Source organism: Microbacterium phosphatis (genome assembly GCF_049177115.1).
Lineage (GTDB): Bacteria > Actinomycetota > Actinomycetes > Actinomycetales > Microbacteriaceae > Microbacterium > Microbacterium phosphatis.
Genome location: NZ_CP185370.1, coordinates 1105074 through 1120087, shown reverse-complemented (window position 1 = coordinate 1120087; position 15014 = coordinate 1105074). Strand labels below are relative to the sequence as shown.

15 protein-coding genes and 1 tRNA gene are annotated in these 15014 nt (G+C 71.2%); 3 read left to right on the top strand and 13 right to left on the bottom strand.

The annotated features are described in order from the left end of the window. Window positions 1-13: 13 nt before the first annotated feature. From phnN to phnG, 9 genes are read right to left on the bottom strand one after another with little or no spacing between them, the layout of a single operon-like run. Entirely contained in the window at window positions 14-571 is a 558-nt protein-coding gene (phnN, locus tag ACOKGD_RS05285) for a phosphonate metabolism protein/1,5-bisphosphokinase (PRPP-forming) PhnN (protein WP_342335315.1), read from the bottom strand. Continuing rightward, window positions 568-1740 carry an alpha-D-ribose 1-methylphosphonate 5-triphosphate diphosphatase gene (locus tag ACOKGD_RS05280; RefSeq protein WP_342335316.1) on the bottom strand — a complete coding sequence of 391 codons (1173 nt, stop codon included), beginning with the start codon at window positions 1738-1740 and terminating at the stop codon, window positions 568-570. Before ACOKGD_RS05280 ends, phnN begins: the two co-directional genes overlap by 4 nt. Beyond that, window positions 1737-2408, bottom strand: coding sequence for a DUF1045 domain-containing protein (locus ACOKGD_RS05275; RefSeq protein ID WP_342335318.1), 672 nt, complete (start codon window positions 2406-2408; stop codon window positions 1737-1739). The genes ACOKGD_RS05280 and ACOKGD_RS05275 overlap by 4 nt, the downstream gene beginning before the upstream one ends. After that, a complete protein-coding gene (phnL, locus tag ACOKGD_RS05270; protein WP_342335321.1) occupies window positions 2405-3175 on the bottom strand; it encodes a phosphonate C-P lyase system protein PhnL in 771 nt (256 codons plus the stop codon). Before phnL ends, ACOKGD_RS05275 begins: the two co-directional genes overlap by 4 nt. Before the next feature lie 4 nt (window positions 3176-3179). Further along, a complete protein-coding gene (phnK, locus tag ACOKGD_RS05265) occupies window positions 3180-3956 on the bottom strand; it encodes a phosphonate C-P lyase system protein PhnK (protein ID WP_342335323.1) in 777 nt (258 codons plus the stop codon). Further along, a complete protein-coding gene (locus ACOKGD_RS05260; protein ID WP_342335324.1) occupies window positions 3953-4834 on the bottom strand; it encodes an alpha-D-ribose 1-methylphosphonate 5-phosphate C-P-lyase PhnJ in 882 nt (293 codons plus the stop codon). Before ACOKGD_RS05260 ends, phnK begins: the two co-directional genes overlap by 4 nt. Continuing rightward, window positions 4827-5963, bottom strand: coding sequence for a carbon-phosphorus lyase complex subunit PhnI (locus ACOKGD_RS05255; protein WP_342335325.1), 1137 nt, complete (start codon window positions 5961-5963; stop codon window positions 4827-4829). The genes ACOKGD_RS05260 and ACOKGD_RS05255 overlap by 8 nt, the downstream gene beginning before the upstream one ends. After that, window positions 5963-6652, bottom strand: coding sequence for a phosphonate C-P lyase system protein PhnH (gene phnH / locus ACOKGD_RS05250; RefSeq protein ID WP_342335327.1), 690 nt, complete (start codon window positions 6650-6652; stop codon window positions 5963-5965). Before phnH ends, ACOKGD_RS05255 begins: the two co-directional genes overlap by 1 nt. Then, complete coding sequence (gene phnG, locus ACOKGD_RS05245; RefSeq protein WP_342335328.1) at window positions 6649-7134, bottom strand: phosphonate C-P lyase system protein PhnG; 486 nt, start codon at window positions 7132-7134, stop codon at window positions 6649-6651. The genes phnH and phnG overlap by 4 nt, the downstream gene beginning before the upstream one ends. A gap of 144 nt (window positions 7135-7278) precedes the next feature. Between phnG and phnF the strand changes: the two genes are divergently transcribed. After that, window positions 7279-8028, top strand: a complete 750-nt coding sequence (gene phnF, locus ACOKGD_RS05240; RefSeq protein WP_342335329.1) for a phosphonate metabolism transcriptional regulator PhnF — start codon at window positions 7279-7281, stop codon at window positions 8026-8028. A gap of 22 nt (window positions 8029-8050) precedes the next feature. On the opposite strand, the gene ACOKGD_RS05235 is transcribed toward phnF, so the two are convergent. Continuing rightward, window positions 8051-8123, bottom strand: a tRNA-Met gene (locus tag ACOKGD_RS05235). 230 nt (window positions 8124-8353) lie between these two features. Between ACOKGD_RS05235 and ACOKGD_RS05230 the strand changes: the two genes are divergently transcribed. Then, window positions 8354-9994, top strand: a complete 1641-nt coding sequence (locus ACOKGD_RS05230) for an ABC-F family ATP-binding cassette domain-containing protein (protein ID WP_342335331.1) — start codon at window positions 8354-8356, stop codon at window positions 9992-9994. Window positions 9995-10129: 135 nt separating this feature from the next. Then, window positions 10130-10918: an SDR family NAD(P)-dependent oxidoreductase gene (locus ACOKGD_RS05225; protein WP_342335332.1), complete on the top strand. Its 789-nt coding sequence runs from the start codon at window positions 10130-10132 to the stop codon at window positions 10916-10918. A gap of 68 nt (window positions 10919-10986) precedes the next feature. Here the strand turns inward: ACOKGD_RS05225 and mmsB are convergent, their stop codons facing one another. From mmsB to chvE, 3 genes are all read right to left on the bottom strand, one after another. After that, a complete protein-coding gene (gene mmsB, locus ACOKGD_RS05220; RefSeq protein ID WP_342335333.1) occupies window positions 10987-12210 on the bottom strand; it encodes a multiple monosaccharide ABC transporter permease in 1224 nt (407 codons plus the stop codon). Beyond that, entirely contained in the window at window positions 12207-13757 is a 1551-nt protein-coding gene (gene mmsA, locus ACOKGD_RS05215) for a multiple monosaccharide ABC transporter ATP-binding protein (RefSeq protein WP_342335335.1), read from the bottom strand. Before mmsA ends, mmsB begins: the two co-directional genes overlap by 4 nt. 91 nt (window positions 13758-13848) lie before the next feature. After that, on the bottom strand, window positions 13849-15003 hold the full coding sequence (chvE, locus tag ACOKGD_RS05210) for a multiple monosaccharide ABC transporter substrate-binding protein (RefSeq protein WP_342335336.1): 1155 nt from the start codon (window positions 15001-15003) through the stop codon (window positions 13849-13851). Window positions 15004-15014 lie beyond the last annotated feature (11 nt).

Here is a 15014-nt window from a genome sequence, read left to right as displayed (position 1 = left end):
CGCGTGCGGCCGCTCAGCGCGCGAGGGTGCGCGCCTCCACGCCCCTCAGGAAGTCGACCAGCAGGGACCCCGCGTCCTCGAGCGTCCCGTCGTTGACGATCTCGAGGTCGACCCGGAACCCGGGCGCCGGGTCGGGGCGGTCGAGGCGCGCCTGCGCGTCGGCGGAGTTCTCGCGGCCCCGCGCGGCGATGCGGGCGCGGCGCACCTCGTCGGACACCGTGATCCGCACCGTGTGCGCGCGGCCGAAGGCGCCCTCCAGCGCCGGCAGCACCTCGCGCGACACGTTGGCGACCACCACCCACCCGTCGGCGATCGCCTCGGACACCGACACCGGGACGCCGTACGCGAGGCCGTGCGCGCGCCAGGTCAGCGCGAACCGACCGGCCGCCTCGGCGGCGGCGAAGGCCTCCGGCGCCACCGGCACGTGGTCCTCCCCCGGCCCCGACGGGCGGGTGATCACGCGCCGCGGGAACAGGAACCGCGAGCCGGCGAGCCGCGTGCGCGCCCAGTCGAGCACCGCGTCCTTCCCGGACCCGGAAGGCCCGACCACGGCGACGAACGCCCCGGTCATGCGACCCGCGCTCCCTCGCGCCAGACGGCACGGACGATCGGCACCGGCACGCCGAGCGGGTGCTGCTCGGACGGCGCCTCGTCGTAGGCGTGCACCCGGATGAGGTCGCCGCGGGTTCCGATCGCGATGGATCCCCGGTCGTCCAGACCGACGGCCTTCGCGGGGTTCGCGCTGATCAGCCGCGAGGCGGCGGGCAGGGTGAGGTCTCCCCGCGCGAACAGCAGGAAGGCGGCCTGCAACGGGCTCGCGGGCACGTAGTCGCTGGAGAGGATGTCGAGCAGCCCCTCCGCCAGCAGCTCGGACGCCGCCACGTTGCCGGAGTGCGATCCGCCGCGCACGATGTTCGGCGCGCCCATCACCACGAGCTGCCCCGCCGCACGGGCGGCGCGGGCGGCGTCGACCGTGGTCGGGAACTCCGAGATGCCGACGCCCAGCGCCGTGCTCTCGTCGACGTGCGCCTGCGTGGCGTCGTCGTGCGCGGCCATGGTGATCCCGCGGGCGGTCGCACGCTCGGCCATCTGACGGCGGTGCGGGTCGGCGTACGCGGCCGACAGCCGGTGCAGCTCGACGACGTGGGCGTCGAACTCGTCGTTGGTCAGGCGCCCCTTGCCGACCATGTACGTGCGGAAGGCCTCGACGTCGGCGTACTGACGCTGGCCCGGGGTGTGGTCCATGAGCGACACCATGCGCACGCGCTCGTGGAGGCCCACCTGATCGAACACGTCCACGACATCCGGCGTGGACACCTCGCAGCGCAGGTGCACGAAGTGGTCGGCGCGCAGCAGGCCCGAGTCCGCGGCGTGCACCACGGCGTCGACCAGCGTGCGCGCGTTCCGCGCCATGCTGTTGCCGTCGGTCGGGCCCGTGCCGATGCGCAGCGCGTCGAGCACGGTCGTCATCCCGGACGCCGCCATCTGCGCGTCGTGGGCGATGACGGCCGGGATCGGATCCCAGTAGCGCTTCGGTCGCGGCTGGAAGTGGGCCTCGACCTGGTCGGTGTGCACCTCGACGATGCCCGGCATCAGGAAGTCGCCGTGCAGGTCCTCGCCCGTCGTCGTCGGGGTCGACGAGATGTCGGCGATCATGCCGTCGGCGACGCGCACAGACCCATGGACCACCTCGTCGCGCAGCACGATCCGGGCGTTGGTGAAGACGGTCTCGTTGCTCATGCGGAGGTCTCCTCGGAGAAGGGATGGACGGAGAGGATCTCGAAGGGGGCACCCGGGGCCGCTTCGACGAACAGCGCGACGGCGCGCAGCGGGACGTCGACGCCGACGAGATCGGCGAAGTGGGCGGACAGCGCTCGGTCGACCTCGCCGGCGCGGTCGTCCGGGACGGGATCGGTCAGGGTCAGGTGGAACCGGAACTCGTCGAGCACGTACGGGTAGCCGTACTGCGCGAACAGCTCCCGCTGCCGCGACGTCAGGCGCGCGGGGTCGCGGCGCGCGATGTCCGCGTCGCTCAGCGGGGCCCGGAACGGCTCGAACCCCCGCACCGCGTCGGCGGCGAGCGCCGCGAGGTCGCCCTCGTCGCCGGTCGCGATGAGGGCGCGGAACCCGCCCAGCGCGGCCACCCGCGGGGCGCGGATCACGGCCTCGGAGCGACCGGCGGCGAAGGCGTCGGCCGCCGCCCGCAGCTCGTCCTCGGTGCGCCCGGGTGCCAGGCGGAAGGGCGCCTTGAGCGTGCCGTGGAACCCGTACCGGCGGGGGTCGGTGGTCAGGTCGGCGAACTCCGCGCGGGCGTACCAGCCCTCGCCCGCCGCCCGCAGCGCCGTGCCCGCCGGCGCGTCGGCCGCGCCGAGCGCCCCGGGCAGCGCGTAGACCGCGTAGCGGGTCATGCGGCGCCGCCGGGGGTGAAGGCGCGCACGTCGACGATCGCGTCGCTCACGGCGTCGCGCACGTCGTGGTCGTGGAAGATGGCGAGCATGCCCACGCCCCGATCGAGGCGCTCGCGGATCAGGTCGATGACGACCGCGCGGTTGCGGGCGTCCAGCGACGCGGTCGGCTCGTCGAGCAGCAGCAGCGGCCGCTCGGCGAGGAAACCGCGGGCGATGTTCACCCGCTGCTGCTCGCCGCCCGAGAAGGTCGCGGGCGGCAGCGTCCACAGGCGCTCGGGGATCGAGAGGCGCGCGAGCATCTCCCCTGCCTTCTGGCGCGCCGTCTCGCGGGCGGTGCCCCGCTCGACGAGCGGCTCGGCCACGACATCCAGGGCGGGGACGCGGGGCACGGCCCGCAGGAACTGGCTCACGTAGCCCATCGTCTCGCGCCGGGCCGCCAGCACCTCGCGGGGCTGCGCGGTGGCCAGATCCAGCACCGCACCCGGGCGCTCGGCCGTGCCGCGGTCGAGCAGGATCCGCCCGCGGCCCGCACCGTACGAGCCGTACACCATCTTCATCACGGTGCTCTTGCCGGCGCCGGACTCTCCTCCGAGCACCACGCAGGATCCGCGGGGCACGTCGAAGGTGAGTCCCGCCAGCACGGGGATGCGCTGGCGGCCCTGCAGGTGCAGCGTGAAGGTCTTGTCCACGTCCTGCACGCTGAGGATGGCCCCCTCGGGCAGGGTCGCCGCCGCGTCGGGGCGGAGGTCGGTCGACGTCGCAGTCATGTGATCAGCCCTGGAGGATCGAGGAGACGAGCAGCTGGGTGTAGGCGGCCTGCGGATCGTCGAGCACCCGATCCGTCAGACCCGACTCGATCACGGCGCCGTCCTTCATCACCAGGGTGCGGTGCGAGATGAGACGCGCGACGGCGAGGTCGTGGGTGACGATGATGACCGAGAGTCCGAGGTCGGCGACCAGGGATCGGATCAGGTCGAGCAGGCGGGCCTGCACCGAGACGTCGAGGCCGGAGGTCGGCTCGTCCATGAAGACGAGGCGGGGCCCGAAGACGAGGTTGCGGGCGATCTGCAGGCGCTGACGCATGCCGCCGGAGAAGGTGGCGGGCGCGTCGTCGATGCGGTCGAGGGGGATCTCCACGCGGGCCAGCCATTCCTCGGCCTGTCGGCGGATGTCGCCGAAGTGGCGCGCGCCGTTGGCCATCAGCGGCTCGCCGATGTTGCCCCCGGCCGACACGTGCATCCGCAGCCCGTCGACGGCGTGCTGGTGCACGAAGCCCCACTCGGTGCGCCACAGGCGGCGCACGTCGCGCTCCGACAGCGCGATCAGGTCGACGAGCTCCTCCCCCTGGCGGTAGCGGATCTCGCCCTCGTCGACCGACAGCCGCTGCGAGAGCATGCCCAGGAGCGTCGACTTGCCCGATCCCGATTCGCCGACGATGGCCAGCACCTCGCCGGGCCAGAGGTCGAAGTCGACGCCGCGGCAGCCGAAGGTGGCCCCGTATGCGTGACCGGCGTTCGCGACGCTCAGCAGGGGAAGCGATCCGCTCATGCCCGGACCTCCTTGTTCTCGGCGGGCCGCGCGGGGCCCTGTTCGGCCACCCGGCGCTCGCAGTGATCGGTGTCGGAGCACGCGTACATAACGGTTCCCCTGTCGTCCATCACGATCTCGTCGAGGTAGACGCCCTCGGCGCCGCAGACCTCGCACGGGGTCTCGAACCGCTGCGGCTCGAAAGGGAAGTCCTCGAACCCGAGGCTCTCGACGTCGGTGTAGGCCGGCACGGCGTAGATGCGCTTCTCCCGGCCCGCCCCGAAGAGGTGCATGGCGGGGCTCTGATGCAGCTTCGGGTTGTCGAAGCTCGGGATCGGAGAGGGCGCCATCACGTACCGGCCGCCGACGAGCACGGGATAGTCGTAGGTCTTGGCGATGTGGCCGTAGCGCGAGATGTCCTCGTAGAGCTTGACGTACATCAGGCCGTACTCCTCGAGGGCGTGCAGGCGACGCGTCTCGGTCTCGCGCGGTTCGAGGAACCGCAGCGGCTCGGGGATCGGCACCTGGTAGACCATGATCTGTCCCTCGACCAATGGCGTCTCGGGGATGCGGTGGCGGGTCTGGATCACCGTGGCGAGATCCGTGCGGGTCGTCGGGCGGCTGCCCGCGACCTTCTCGAAGAACTGGCGGATCGACACCGCGTTGGTCGTGTCGTCCGCGCCCTGGTCGATGACCTTCAGCGTGTCGGACTGCCCGATGACCGCGGCCGTGACCTGCACGCCGCCGGTCCCCCAGCCGCGCGGCATGGGCACCTCGCGCGAGGCGAACGGCACCTGGAACCCGGGGACGGCGATGGCCTTCAGCAGCGCGCGGCGGATGACCCGCTTGGTCTGCTCGTCGAGGTACCCCTCGTTGTAGACGATGCGGGGCTCAGGCATAACGATCCTCCTTCTCGGTGGCGCGGGCCGCCTGCGTCGCGGCGACGCGCTCCTGGAACTCGCGGTGCAGCTGCCGGATGAGCACCAGCTCGCCCTGGAAGTCGACGTAGTGCGGCAGCTTCAGGTGCTCGACGAAGCCGGTGGCCTGGACGTTGTCGGCGTGGCTGATGACGAACTCCTCATCCTGCGCGGGCGAGACGCGGCGCTCCGAGAACTCGTCGGCACGCAGCGCGCGGTCCACGAGCGACATCGACATCGCCTTGCGCTCGGCGCGGCCGAACACCAGCCCGTATCCGCGGGTGAACTGCGGCGCCCGGTCGGCGCTGCCCACGAACTGATTCACCATCTGGCATTCGGTGACCTCGATCCGCCCGATCGGGATGGTGATCCCGAGCTCCGGCGCATCGAACTCGACCTCGACCTCGCCGACGCGCACCTCGCCGACGAACGGGTGGTTGTTGCCGAACCCGCGCTGCGTCGAGTAGCCGAGGGCGAGCAGGAACCCCTCGTCGCCGCGCCCCAGCGCCTGGAGGCGCTCGGCGCGAGTCATCGGGTACACGGTGGGCTCGCGCGTGAGGTCGGCCGGATCCGGATCGCTCCAGTCCTCTGGCCGATCCGGTTCGATGAGCGCGTCGACGCCCAGCAGGTCGGTGACGCGCGGCATCGCCGAGCCCCCCGCCGCCGCCGGGGGCGCGTCGCCGGCGTCGGACACCGGGACCTCCGGGGTGGTGAGCTCGTCGGCGAGCAGGCGGTGGGTGTAGTCGAACGTGGCGCCGAGCTGCTGTCCGCCCGGGATGTCCTTGAAGGTCGCCGAGACCCGGCGCTCGGACGGCAGACCGGCCGTGTCGACGGCCGGGGTCACCCCGAACCGCGGCAGCGTGGTGCGGTACGAGCGCATCAGCGTGACCGCCTCGAGCACGTCGCCCTGCGACTGCAGCAGCGCCTTGGCCGCGAGATCAGGATCGTAGAGCGACCCCTCCGCCATCACGCGCGCGATGAGCACACCCATCTGGTCGCGGAGCTGCTCGTAGCCGATCCGCTCGGTCTCCGCCTCTCCCCGACCGCGCTGCGCGAGCAGGGCGTGGGCATTCGCGATGGCCTTCTCGCCACCCTTGACTGCGACGTACATCAGTTCACGCTCCGGTTCTCGGTGCCGTCCAGGCGGGTGCTGCGCGGCAGACCGCGGACGGTGTCGCCGTGCGGGTCGCTCGATGCGAGGATCAGGTCCACGCCGCGCGGGAAGAGCGCGTGGTTCTGCGCCCAGGGCGCGAGGAACCGGCCCGGCAGCCCCGCGCCGTCCCACAGGGCCTCGCCGTCGACGCCGGGACCGGTGACGGTGAAGGATCCGGTCCCCCGCGCGCCGGTGGTGTCGATCACGACGGTCGCCGACCGGTGCGGCTCCTCGTCCGTGCCGGCCGCGAGGTCGGCGAGGGGCGGCGCGGCCGACGGCGAGCAGGCCACAACGAACAGGGCGTCACGCGCCTCGTCGACGATGCGGGCGCCGGTGTGGAAACGCAGCCACGACACGACGTCCGCCGAGGCCCGCAGGGCCTTGTCGAGCCAGATCGGGGTCTGGTCGTCGCAGAGGGCGAGGAGGATCGCGCCCGCGGCGGCGCCGAGCGGCGCCGGCGGCACGACCACGCGCGGGAGGGCCTGGGGCAGGGTCGGGCGGCCGAGCGCCTCGAGCACCGCGCGGAACACTCGCTGCGCGTCGTGGACGGGCTGGGAGAAGCCCGGCTGCTGTCCGCCGCCGCTCAGCACGTCCCCCGTGAGGGCATCGGCGACGGTGAGCTCGCGGTTCGGCGTCGCGGCGGTCATTCGTCGTCCTCCTCGTCGGGCCCGCTGTTCTCGCGGGCGACGGTGAAGAAGTCGACGACGGTGCTGCGCGCCTGCGCCTGCGCGAGGGCATCGCGCTCTGCCTGCGCGGCCTCCAGCGGCTCGATGACGTCGGCGAGCACCCGATCGCGCGCCTCGCCGGCCAACAGGGCCTCGAAGATCGCGGCGATGCCCGCGTGCTCCGGGTGGCTGCCCAGCACGTACGCCGTGCCGGTGGTCTCGCCGCCCTCCGCGCGCACCACAACGGTGGCGCGGGAGACCGTCGCCTCGCCCACGTTGAAGCGGTCGCCGGTGCCGCCGACGCGCCCCTGCACCATAACGAGCCCGGCCTCCGGCCCCCGCAGGTACCGCACCTCGGGCCGATCCGGCCATGCCTTCCAGAGCCGCTCCAGGTCGGCCTGCGGCGCGTTCGCCAGGACCCGCGCCGTGCGGCGACGCTCCTGGGCTGCGTCGTGCGTCAACATCTGCCACTCACCTCTGCTTCCGAGAAGTTGTCTATCTCTCTAGACAACCCAGACGCTACGCTCGAGATGTGAAGCGGCAGGTGGGCGATGCGGAACGCGCCGGCCACGATCCCGTGAACTCCGGATGAACAGGACAGGGGCATCATGACCGACACCGCGGCCGGCCGTCACGCGACGGGCTACTCGGCATGGCGGCTCATCGCCGAGGAGCTGCGCGCCGACATCGGCGAGGGGCGCCTGCGCGAGGGCGACAAGCTCCCCACGGAGGCCGCGCTCGCCGAGCGCTTCGCCGTGAACCGCCACACCGCGCGCCAGGCGATCGCCGCCCTCGCGGGCGACGGGCTCGTCGAATCGCGCCGCGGATCGGGCACCTTCGTCACGGGCGGCGCGGTCCACCGGCACCGGATCGGCATGCGCACCCGGCTGACGACGAGCCTCGGCGACCGCAGCTCGCCCACGGGGCGCGTGCTCGAGAGCGCCACGGAGGCGGCTCCCCCGGCGGTCGCCGACCGGCTCGGGATCGCCGACGGCCGCGGCGTGCGCGTCGAGACGCTGCGCGCGGTCGACGGCCAGCCGCTCGCCCTCGGCACGCACTGGTTCGACGCCGCGCGCCTGCCCGACATCGCCTCCCGCCTGCACCGGACCTCGTCGATCACGGCCGCGCTGCGCGCCAGCGGCGTGGACGACTACATCCGCGTCTCGACCGCCGTCGCGGCGCGCCACGCCACGGCGGCCGAGGCGGCGCTGCTGCAGCTCGACCCCGGCGCCATCGTGCTCGTGACCGAGTCGCTCGACGCACTCGTCGACGGCACTCCCCTGCAGTTCAGCGTCGCCCGCTTCGCCGCCCAGCGCGTCCGGCTGGACATCGAGCACACCGCGCCGAACGGTCGTTGACCGAGCGCGCGGCCGAGATCCGACACGACGGCAGGAGTCGAACCTGCAGCAGCACCGGGTATGAGCCGTGCCCCGGGACCACCCGGACCGCCGCGATGCCCCCACGCTACGTGCGGCCTCCGACACCGCGGCCCCGTGTGACGAGGCGTGACGTCACGCGTCGTCACACGCGACGGGCGACGCCGCGACACGCCCGGGTTTCCGGATGCCCGGGGCCCGCTGATACCGTGGACGACATGGAGATCGAGGTCGACAGGAACTAAGCCGGCACCCGGAGTCATCGGGTGCGTGCTCTTTTCACTACGCCCCGAAAGGTCTCCCTGACATGGCTCTGTCCCCCTCCTCTGCCGTCACCCTGCTCGATGTCTCCTTCGAGTGGCCGGACGGATCCGTCGCCCTCGACTCGCTGAGCGGCACGTTCCCCGCCGGGCGCACCGGCCTCGTCGGCCGCAACGGCGTCGGCAAATCGACGCTGCTGAAGCTCATCGCCGGCCTGCACACGCCCACGACCGGACGCATCGACACCGCCGGCGACGTCGGCTACCTGCCACAGACGCTCACCCTCGACCGAGAGACGACGGTCGCCGACCTGCTCGGCATCGCCCCGATCCTCACCGGCCTGCGCGCGATCGAATCCGGTGACGTCGACGTGGTGCACTTCGACGCCGTCGGCGACGACTGGGACATCGAGTCCCGCGCCGACCTCGCGCTGTCCGAGATCGGGTTCGGCGCGCGGGATCTGGATCGCCGGGTCGGCGAGCTGTCCGGCGGCGAGGCGATGCTCATCGCCATCACCGGTCTGCGCCTGCGCCGCACGCCGATCACCCTGCTCGACGAACCGACCAACAACCTCGACCGCCCGACACGGCAGCGCCTGGCGGGGCTCATCGAGGACTGGCCGGGGACGCTGATCATCGTCAGCCACGACCTCGAGCTGCTCGACCGCATGGAGCACACGGCCGAGCTGCGGTCGTCCGGCCTCGGCCAGGCCGCACGCGACCGCGGCGCGCGGCTCGAGGTGTTCGGCGGCGGCTACAGCGCGTTCCGGGCGCACATCGACCAGGAGCAGAACGCCGCGGCGCAGGCGGCCCGCACCGCGCAGGCGCAGCTGAAGGTCGAGAAGCGCGAGCGCATCGAGGCCGAGGCGAAGCTCGCCGCCCGGGCCCGCGCGGGGAAGAAGTCGGCCGAGAACATGCCGAAGATCCTCGCCAACGGCCGCAAGAACCGCGCCGAGGGGACGGCGGGCAAGATGCGCGGCACCCTCGACGACCGCGTGACCGAGGCCCAGGCCGCGGTCGACGCGGCCGATGCCCGCATCCGCGAGGAGGAGCACATCCACCTGACACTCCCCGATCCCGATGTGCCCCGCGGCCGCAGGATCGCCGAGCTGACCGACGGATCGCGGATCATCACGATCCAGGGGCCGGAGCGCGTCGCCCTCGTCGGCCCGAACGGCGCCGGGAAGACGACCCTGCTCGAGCAGCTCGTCTCCGGCGCCGATCCTGAGCCGGGCCGGGTCGGCGGACGCCTGCTGACCGAGCGCGTGGGCTACCTGCGTCAGCGGCTCGACGACCTCGACGACGCCCGGTCGGCCGTGGACAACGCCCGCGACGCCGCACCGGCCACCGCCCCGGGCGAGCTGCGCAACCAGCTCGCCCGGCTGCTGCTGCGCGGCAGCGCGCTCGACCGCCCGGTCGGCACGCTGTCCGGCGGCGAGCGGTTCCGCGTGGCCCTCGCGAAGCTGCTGTTCGCCGATCCGCCCGCGCAGCTGCTGATCCTCGACGAGCCGACGAACAACCTCGACATCACAAGCGTCGAGCAGCTCGCCGAGGCCCTCGAGTCCTACCGAGGCGCGCTGCTGATCGTGAGCCACGACCACACGTTCCTGCGCCGGCTCGGGATCGACGTCGTCATCGGCGTCGAGCCGGGAGGCACGCTGGCGCAGCACGCCGAGCTCGGAGACTGATCGCCCCGTGACGGGAGGGGATCCCGCGAACTCAGGACGAGGATCCGCGATCCGACCCTGAGAACCCGGGATCCCCTCGCGAACCGCGCGATCCGGATCCGGAATGCCCACGCGGGCGCGCCGGTTCCCCTCACCATGCAGATCGATCTGAGCGGCAGGACGGCACTGGTCACGGGCTCGACGCAGGGTATCGGGCGGGCGATCGCGGCGACCCTCGCGGACGCGGGGGCGCGCGTCGCCATCAACGGGCGCACGGCGGACAAGGTCGAGGCGACGATCGCCGACCTCGCGGCACCGGGCCGCGAGCTGATCGCGGCCCCCGGCGACGTCACGCAGCCCGGCGGCGCCGACGCGGTGCTCTCGGCGACGGGCGACGTCGACATCCTCATCAACAACCTCGGGATCTTCGGCGCCGAGGCGCCGCTCGAGATCGACGACGACGAGTGGCGCCGCTACTTCGAGGTCAACGTGCTCGCGGCGGTGCGCCTGATCCGCGCGACCCTGCCCGGCATGAAGGCGCGCGGGTGGGGGCGGATCCAGAACATCGCCAGCGACTCGGCGATCGTGATCCCCGCCGAGATGATCCACTACGGCATGTCGAAGACCGCCCTGCTGGCCGTCTCGCGCGGCTTCGCGAAGGACGCCGCGGGCACCGGGGTGACGGTCAACTCGGTCATCGCGGGCCCCACGCACACCGGCGGCGTCGAGACCTTCGTCTACGAGCTCGTCGACGAGAGCCTGCCGTGGGAGGAGGCGCAGCGCGAGTTCATGCGCACCCACCGCCCGCAGTCGCTGCTGCAGCGCCTGATCGAGCCGCAGGAGATCGCCAACATGGTCGCGTACCTCGCCTCGCCCCTGGCCTCGGCGACCACCGGCGCCGCCGTGCGCGTCGACGGGGGCTATGTGGACACGATCCTGCCCTGATCCTCCCCCGGACGACGAACGGGCCGCTCCCCGAGGGGAGCGGCCCGTTCGCTGTCAGGCGACGCGGATCAGCGCGCGGCGCCGGCGCGACGCTTGTTGTAGATGTCGAACGCGACGGCGATCAGGAGCACGAGGCCCTTGACGATCGGCTGCAGCGACTGCGGGACACCCATGAGCGACATGCCGTTCGACATCACGGCCATCACGAGACCACCCACGAGGGCGCCGGTCACGCGGCCGATGCCGCCGGTGGTCGAGGCGCCGCCGATGAAGCAGGCCGCGATCACGTCGAGCTCGAAGCTGTTGCCCATGTTCGGCTGCGCGCCGTTGGAGCGACCCGAGAACACCGCCGCGGCGATGCCGGTCAGCAGGCCCATGTGCACGAACAGCCAGAAGTTCACGCGGGCGACGTTCACACCCGACAGCTGCGCGGCGGCGAGGTTGCCACCCACGGCGTAGACGTGACGGCCGAACACCGTGCGGTTGGTGACCAGCTGGTACACCAGCACGAGCACACCGAGCACGATGAGGACGTACGGGAAGCCGCGGTTGTAGGCCAGGGCCCACGCGAACGCCATAACGACCACGGCGACCACAACGAGCTTCAGGATGAACAGGACGTTCGATTCGACCTTCTGGTTGTAGCCCACGCGAGCGCGGCGGCTGCGCACCTGCGACAGGATGAACGCGCCGACGGCGAGCACGCCGATGACCAGCGTGAACACGTCGACCGTGACCGGAACGGCCTTGAGACCCGTGCTCTGACCCACGACGATCTCGCCGAACAGGCCGCGCGAGAAGTCGGTGGCGATCGTCTTGTACTCGGACGGGAAGGGCGACAGCGAGACGTTCTGCAGGACAACGAGCGTCAGGCCGCGGAACAGGAGCATGCCCGCCAGGGTCACGATGAACGCCGGGATGCCGACGTAGGCCACCCAGAATCCGTGCCACGCGCCCACGAGCACACCCACGATGACGGCGCCGAGCAGGCCGACCCACCAGGGCATGCCCTCGCGGATGACGAGCACAGCCGACACGGCGGACGCGAACGCCAGCACCGAGCCGACCGACAGGTCGATGTGGCCCGCGACGATGATCATGATCATGCCGAGGGCCATGATCAGGATGTGCGCGTTCTGGAGAACGAGGTTGGTGATGTTCTCCGGGTTCAGCAGCAGACCGCCGGTCAGGACCGTGAACAGCAGCACGATCGCGACGAACGCGATGTAGATGCCGGACGTGCGGAGGTTGCGCGTGAACAGGTCTTTGGTCTCAGCCAGGACATTGCTCATGCCGCGGCCTCCTTCTGGTTCTTCTCGATGGTCATGAGGCTCATCAGGTTCTCCTGGGTGGCCTCCTCGACGGGCAGCTGGCCGGTGATCCGGCCGTAGGCGAGGGTGTAGATGCGGTCGCTCATGCCCAGCAGCTCGGGCAGCTCGCTGGAGACGACGATGATGGCCTTGCCCTGGGCCGCGAGCTGGTTGATGATCTCGTAGATCTCATACTTGGCGCCGACGTCGATGCCGCGGGTCGGCTCGTCGAGGATCAGCACCTCCGGGTCCGAGAACAGCCACTTCGACAGGACGACCTTCTGCTGGTTTCCACCGGAGAGGTTGCCCACGGTCTGCATCACCGTCGGAGTCTTGATGTTCATCGCGCGGCGGTACTCCTCGGAGACCTTGATCTCCTCGTTGCCGTTGACGAACGACGCCCAGTCCGAGAGCTTGTCCAGGGCCGCGGCCGTGATGTTGGTGCGGATGTCCGAGATCAGGTTGAGGCCGTAGTGCTTGCGGTCCTCCGAGACGTACGCGATGCCGTTGGCGATCGCGTCCTTCACGGTGCGGGTGCGGATCTCCTTGCCGTGCAGCAGCACGCGCCCGGAGATGTCGCGGCCGTACGACTGGCCGAACACGCTCATCATGAACTCGGTGCGACCGGCGCCCATCAGGCCCGCGATGCCGACGATCTCGCCGGCGCGGACCGAGATGGTCGCGTCGTCGACGACGAGGCGGTCGGCCTGCGTCGGGTGGCGGACGGTCCAGTTCTCGACGCGGAAGATCTCCTCGCCGATCTGGGGGGTGCGGTCCGGGAAGCGGTGGTCGAGCGAGCGCCCCACCATGCCGCGGATGATCCGGTCCTGCGAGGCGTCGGCGCCGTGCATGTCGATCGTCTCGATCGACTCGCCGTCGCGGATGATCGTGGTCGAGTCGGCGACCGCCTCGATCTCGCCGAGCTTGTGGCTGATGATGATGCAGGTGATGCCCTGGTCACGCAGCTCGCGCAGCAGGCCGAGCAGGTGCTCGGAGTCGGTGTCGTTGAGGGCGGCGGTCGGCTCGTCGAGGATGAGGAGCTTGACGTCCTTCGTCATCGCCTTCGCGATCTCGATCAGCTGCTGCTTGCCGACGCCGAGCTGACCGACGGGGGTCGTCGGGTTCTCGCTCAGGCCCACGCGGGCCATGTACTCGGCCGCCTCGTGGTTGGCCTGGTTCCAGTCGATCAGGCCGCCGCGCACGCGCTCGTTGCCCAGGAAGATGTTCTCGGCCACGGACAGGAACGGCACGAGGGCCAGCTCCTGGTGGATGATCACGATGCCCTGCTGCTCGGAGTCGCGGATCGACGAGAAGGAGACCTCCTGGCCGTCGAACAGGATGTCGCCGCCGTAGCTTCCATGCGGGTAGACGCCGGAGAGAACCTTCATGAGCGTCGACTTGCCGGCGCCGTTCTCGCCGCAGATGGCGTGGATCTCGCCGCGCGCGACGCTCAGGTTGACTCCCTTGAGCACCTTCACGCCGGGGAAATCCTTGGTGATGCCACGCATCTCGAGGATCGCGTCAGTCATCGTCCGTCCCTTCGGGTGGGTTCGGCGGCGGTGCCCGCCGGGCGCGACGGAGGTCGCGTCCGGCGGGCACCGCCAGATGGAGGGTGTCGGATTACTCCGAGACGCCCGAGGCGACCTCGTCGGCCGTCCAGTAGCCGGAGTCGACGAGCAGCGGCGTGATGTTGTCCTTCACGACGATGTCCGACTCGAGGAGGTACGACGGCACGACCTTCTTGCCGTTGTCGTAGGTCTCGGTGTCGTTCGCCTCGGGCTCGTCACCCTCGGCGTAGGACTGGGCCGCGGCGACCGCCTGCGAGGCGAGCTTGCGGGTGTCCTTGAAGATCGTCGCGAACTGCACGCCGTCGTTGATGAGCTTGACCGACGCGATCTCAGCGTCCTGGCCGGAGACGACCGGCAGACCCGCCTCGATGGTGTCGCCGTAGCCGGCGTTCTGCAGCGCGGTGATGATGCCGCGCGAGATGCCGTCGTAGGGGGCGAGAACGCCGTCGAGCTGGCCCGAGCCGCCGCCGTAGGTCGACGTCAGGAGGTCCTCCATGCGCTTCTGGGCGGTGGCGCCGTCCCAGCGCAGCGTGGCGACCTGGTCCATGTTCGTCTGCCCCGAGCCGACCGTCAGGCGGCCGTCGTCGAGGTAGGGCTTGAGCGTGTCCATGGCGCCGTCGAAGAAGAAGCCCGTGTTGTTGTCGTCGGGCGAACCGGCGAACAGCTCGATGATCTTCTTGTCGGTGAGGCCCGTCTCCTTGCCGTCGGCGTCGAGGTAGCCGAGGCCCTGGAGGAGCGAGGTGGCCTGCTGAACGCCCACCGTGTAGTTGTCGAACGTGACGTAGAAGTCGACGTCCTCGGTGCCGTTGATCAGGCGGTCGTACGCGATGACCGGGATGCCCTTGTCGGCGGCGGTCTTCAGCTGGCTCGCGAGAGCCGTGCCGTCGATGGAGGCGACGATCAGGATGTCGGCACCCTTGGTGATCATCTGCTCGATCTGCTGCTGCTGCGTGGGGATGTCGTCGTTCGCGTACTGGAGGTCGACGCCGTAGCCGGCCTCCTCGAGCTGCGACTTGACGGCGTCGCCGTCGTTGATCCAGCGCTCCGAGGTCTCGGTCGGCATGGCGACGCCGACCGTGAGGTCCTCGGTTGCGGCGCCCTTGTCGCCGTCGCCGGCGGGAGCGGCGGAGCTGGCGCAGCCAGCAAGGCCGATCGCCAGGGTGATCGCCGCGGTCGTGGTGATGAACCGCAGGGCAGTTCGCTTCATTGCAGTGCCTC

What these genes read in the sequence shown, in the direction of transcription:
- phnN (WP_342335315.1), bottom strand. Translation starts at nt 571, where the DNA reads ATGACCGGGGCGTTCGTCGCCGTGGTCGGGCCTTCCGGGTCCGGGAAG.
- ACOKGD_RS05280 (WP_342335316.1), bottom strand. Translation starts at nt 1,740, where the DNA reads ATGAGCAACGAGACCGTCTTCACCAACGCCCGGATCGTGCTGCGCGAC.
- ACOKGD_RS05275 (WP_342335318.1), bottom strand. Translation starts at nt 2,408, where the DNA reads ATGACCCGCTACGCGGTCTACGCGCTGCCCGGGGCGCTCGGCGCGGCC.
- phnL (WP_342335321.1), bottom strand. Translation starts at nt 3,175, where the DNA reads ATGACTGCGACGTCGACCGACCTCCGCCCCGACGCGGCGGCGACCCTG.
- phnK (WP_342335323.1), bottom strand. Translation starts at nt 3,956, where the DNA reads ATGAGCGGATCGCTTCCCCTGCTGAGCGTCGCGAACGCCGGTCACGCA.
- ACOKGD_RS05260 (WP_342335324.1), bottom strand. Translation starts at nt 4,834, where the DNA reads ATGCCTGAGCCCCGCATCGTCTACAACGAGGGGTACCTCGACGAGCAG.
- ACOKGD_RS05255 (WP_342335325.1), bottom strand. Translation starts at nt 5,963, where the DNA reads ATGTACGTCGCAGTCAAGGGTGGCGAGAAGGCCATCGCGAATGCCCAC.
- phnH (WP_342335327.1), bottom strand. Translation starts at nt 6,652, where the DNA reads ATGACCGCCGCGACGCCGAACCGCGAGCTCACCGTCGCCGATGCCCTC.
- phnG (WP_342335328.1), bottom strand. Translation starts at nt 7,134, where the DNA reads ATGTTGACGCACGACGCAGCCCAGGAGCGTCGCCGCACGGCGCGGGTC.
- phnF (WP_342335329.1), top strand. Translation starts at nt 7,279, where the DNA reads ATGACCGACACCGCGGCCGGCCGTCACGCGACGGGCTACTCGGCATGG.
- ACOKGD_RS05230 (WP_342335331.1), top strand. Translation starts at nt 8,354, where the DNA reads ATGGCTCTGTCCCCCTCCTCTGCCGTCACCCTGCTCGATGTCTCCTTC.
- ACOKGD_RS05225 (WP_342335332.1), top strand. Translation starts at nt 10,130, where the DNA reads ATGCAGATCGATCTGAGCGGCAGGACGGCACTGGTCACGGGCTCGACG.
- mmsB (WP_342335333.1), bottom strand. Translation starts at nt 12,210, where the DNA reads ATGAGCAATGTCCTGGCTGAGACCAAAGACCTGTTCACGCGCAACCTC.
- mmsA (WP_342335335.1), bottom strand. Translation starts at nt 13,757, where the DNA reads ATGACTGACGCGATCCTCGAGATGCGTGGCATCACCAAGGATTTCCCC.
- chvE (WP_342335336.1), bottom strand. Translation starts at nt 15,003, where the DNA reads ATGAAGCGAACTGCCCTGCGGTTCATCACCACGACCGCGGCGATCACC.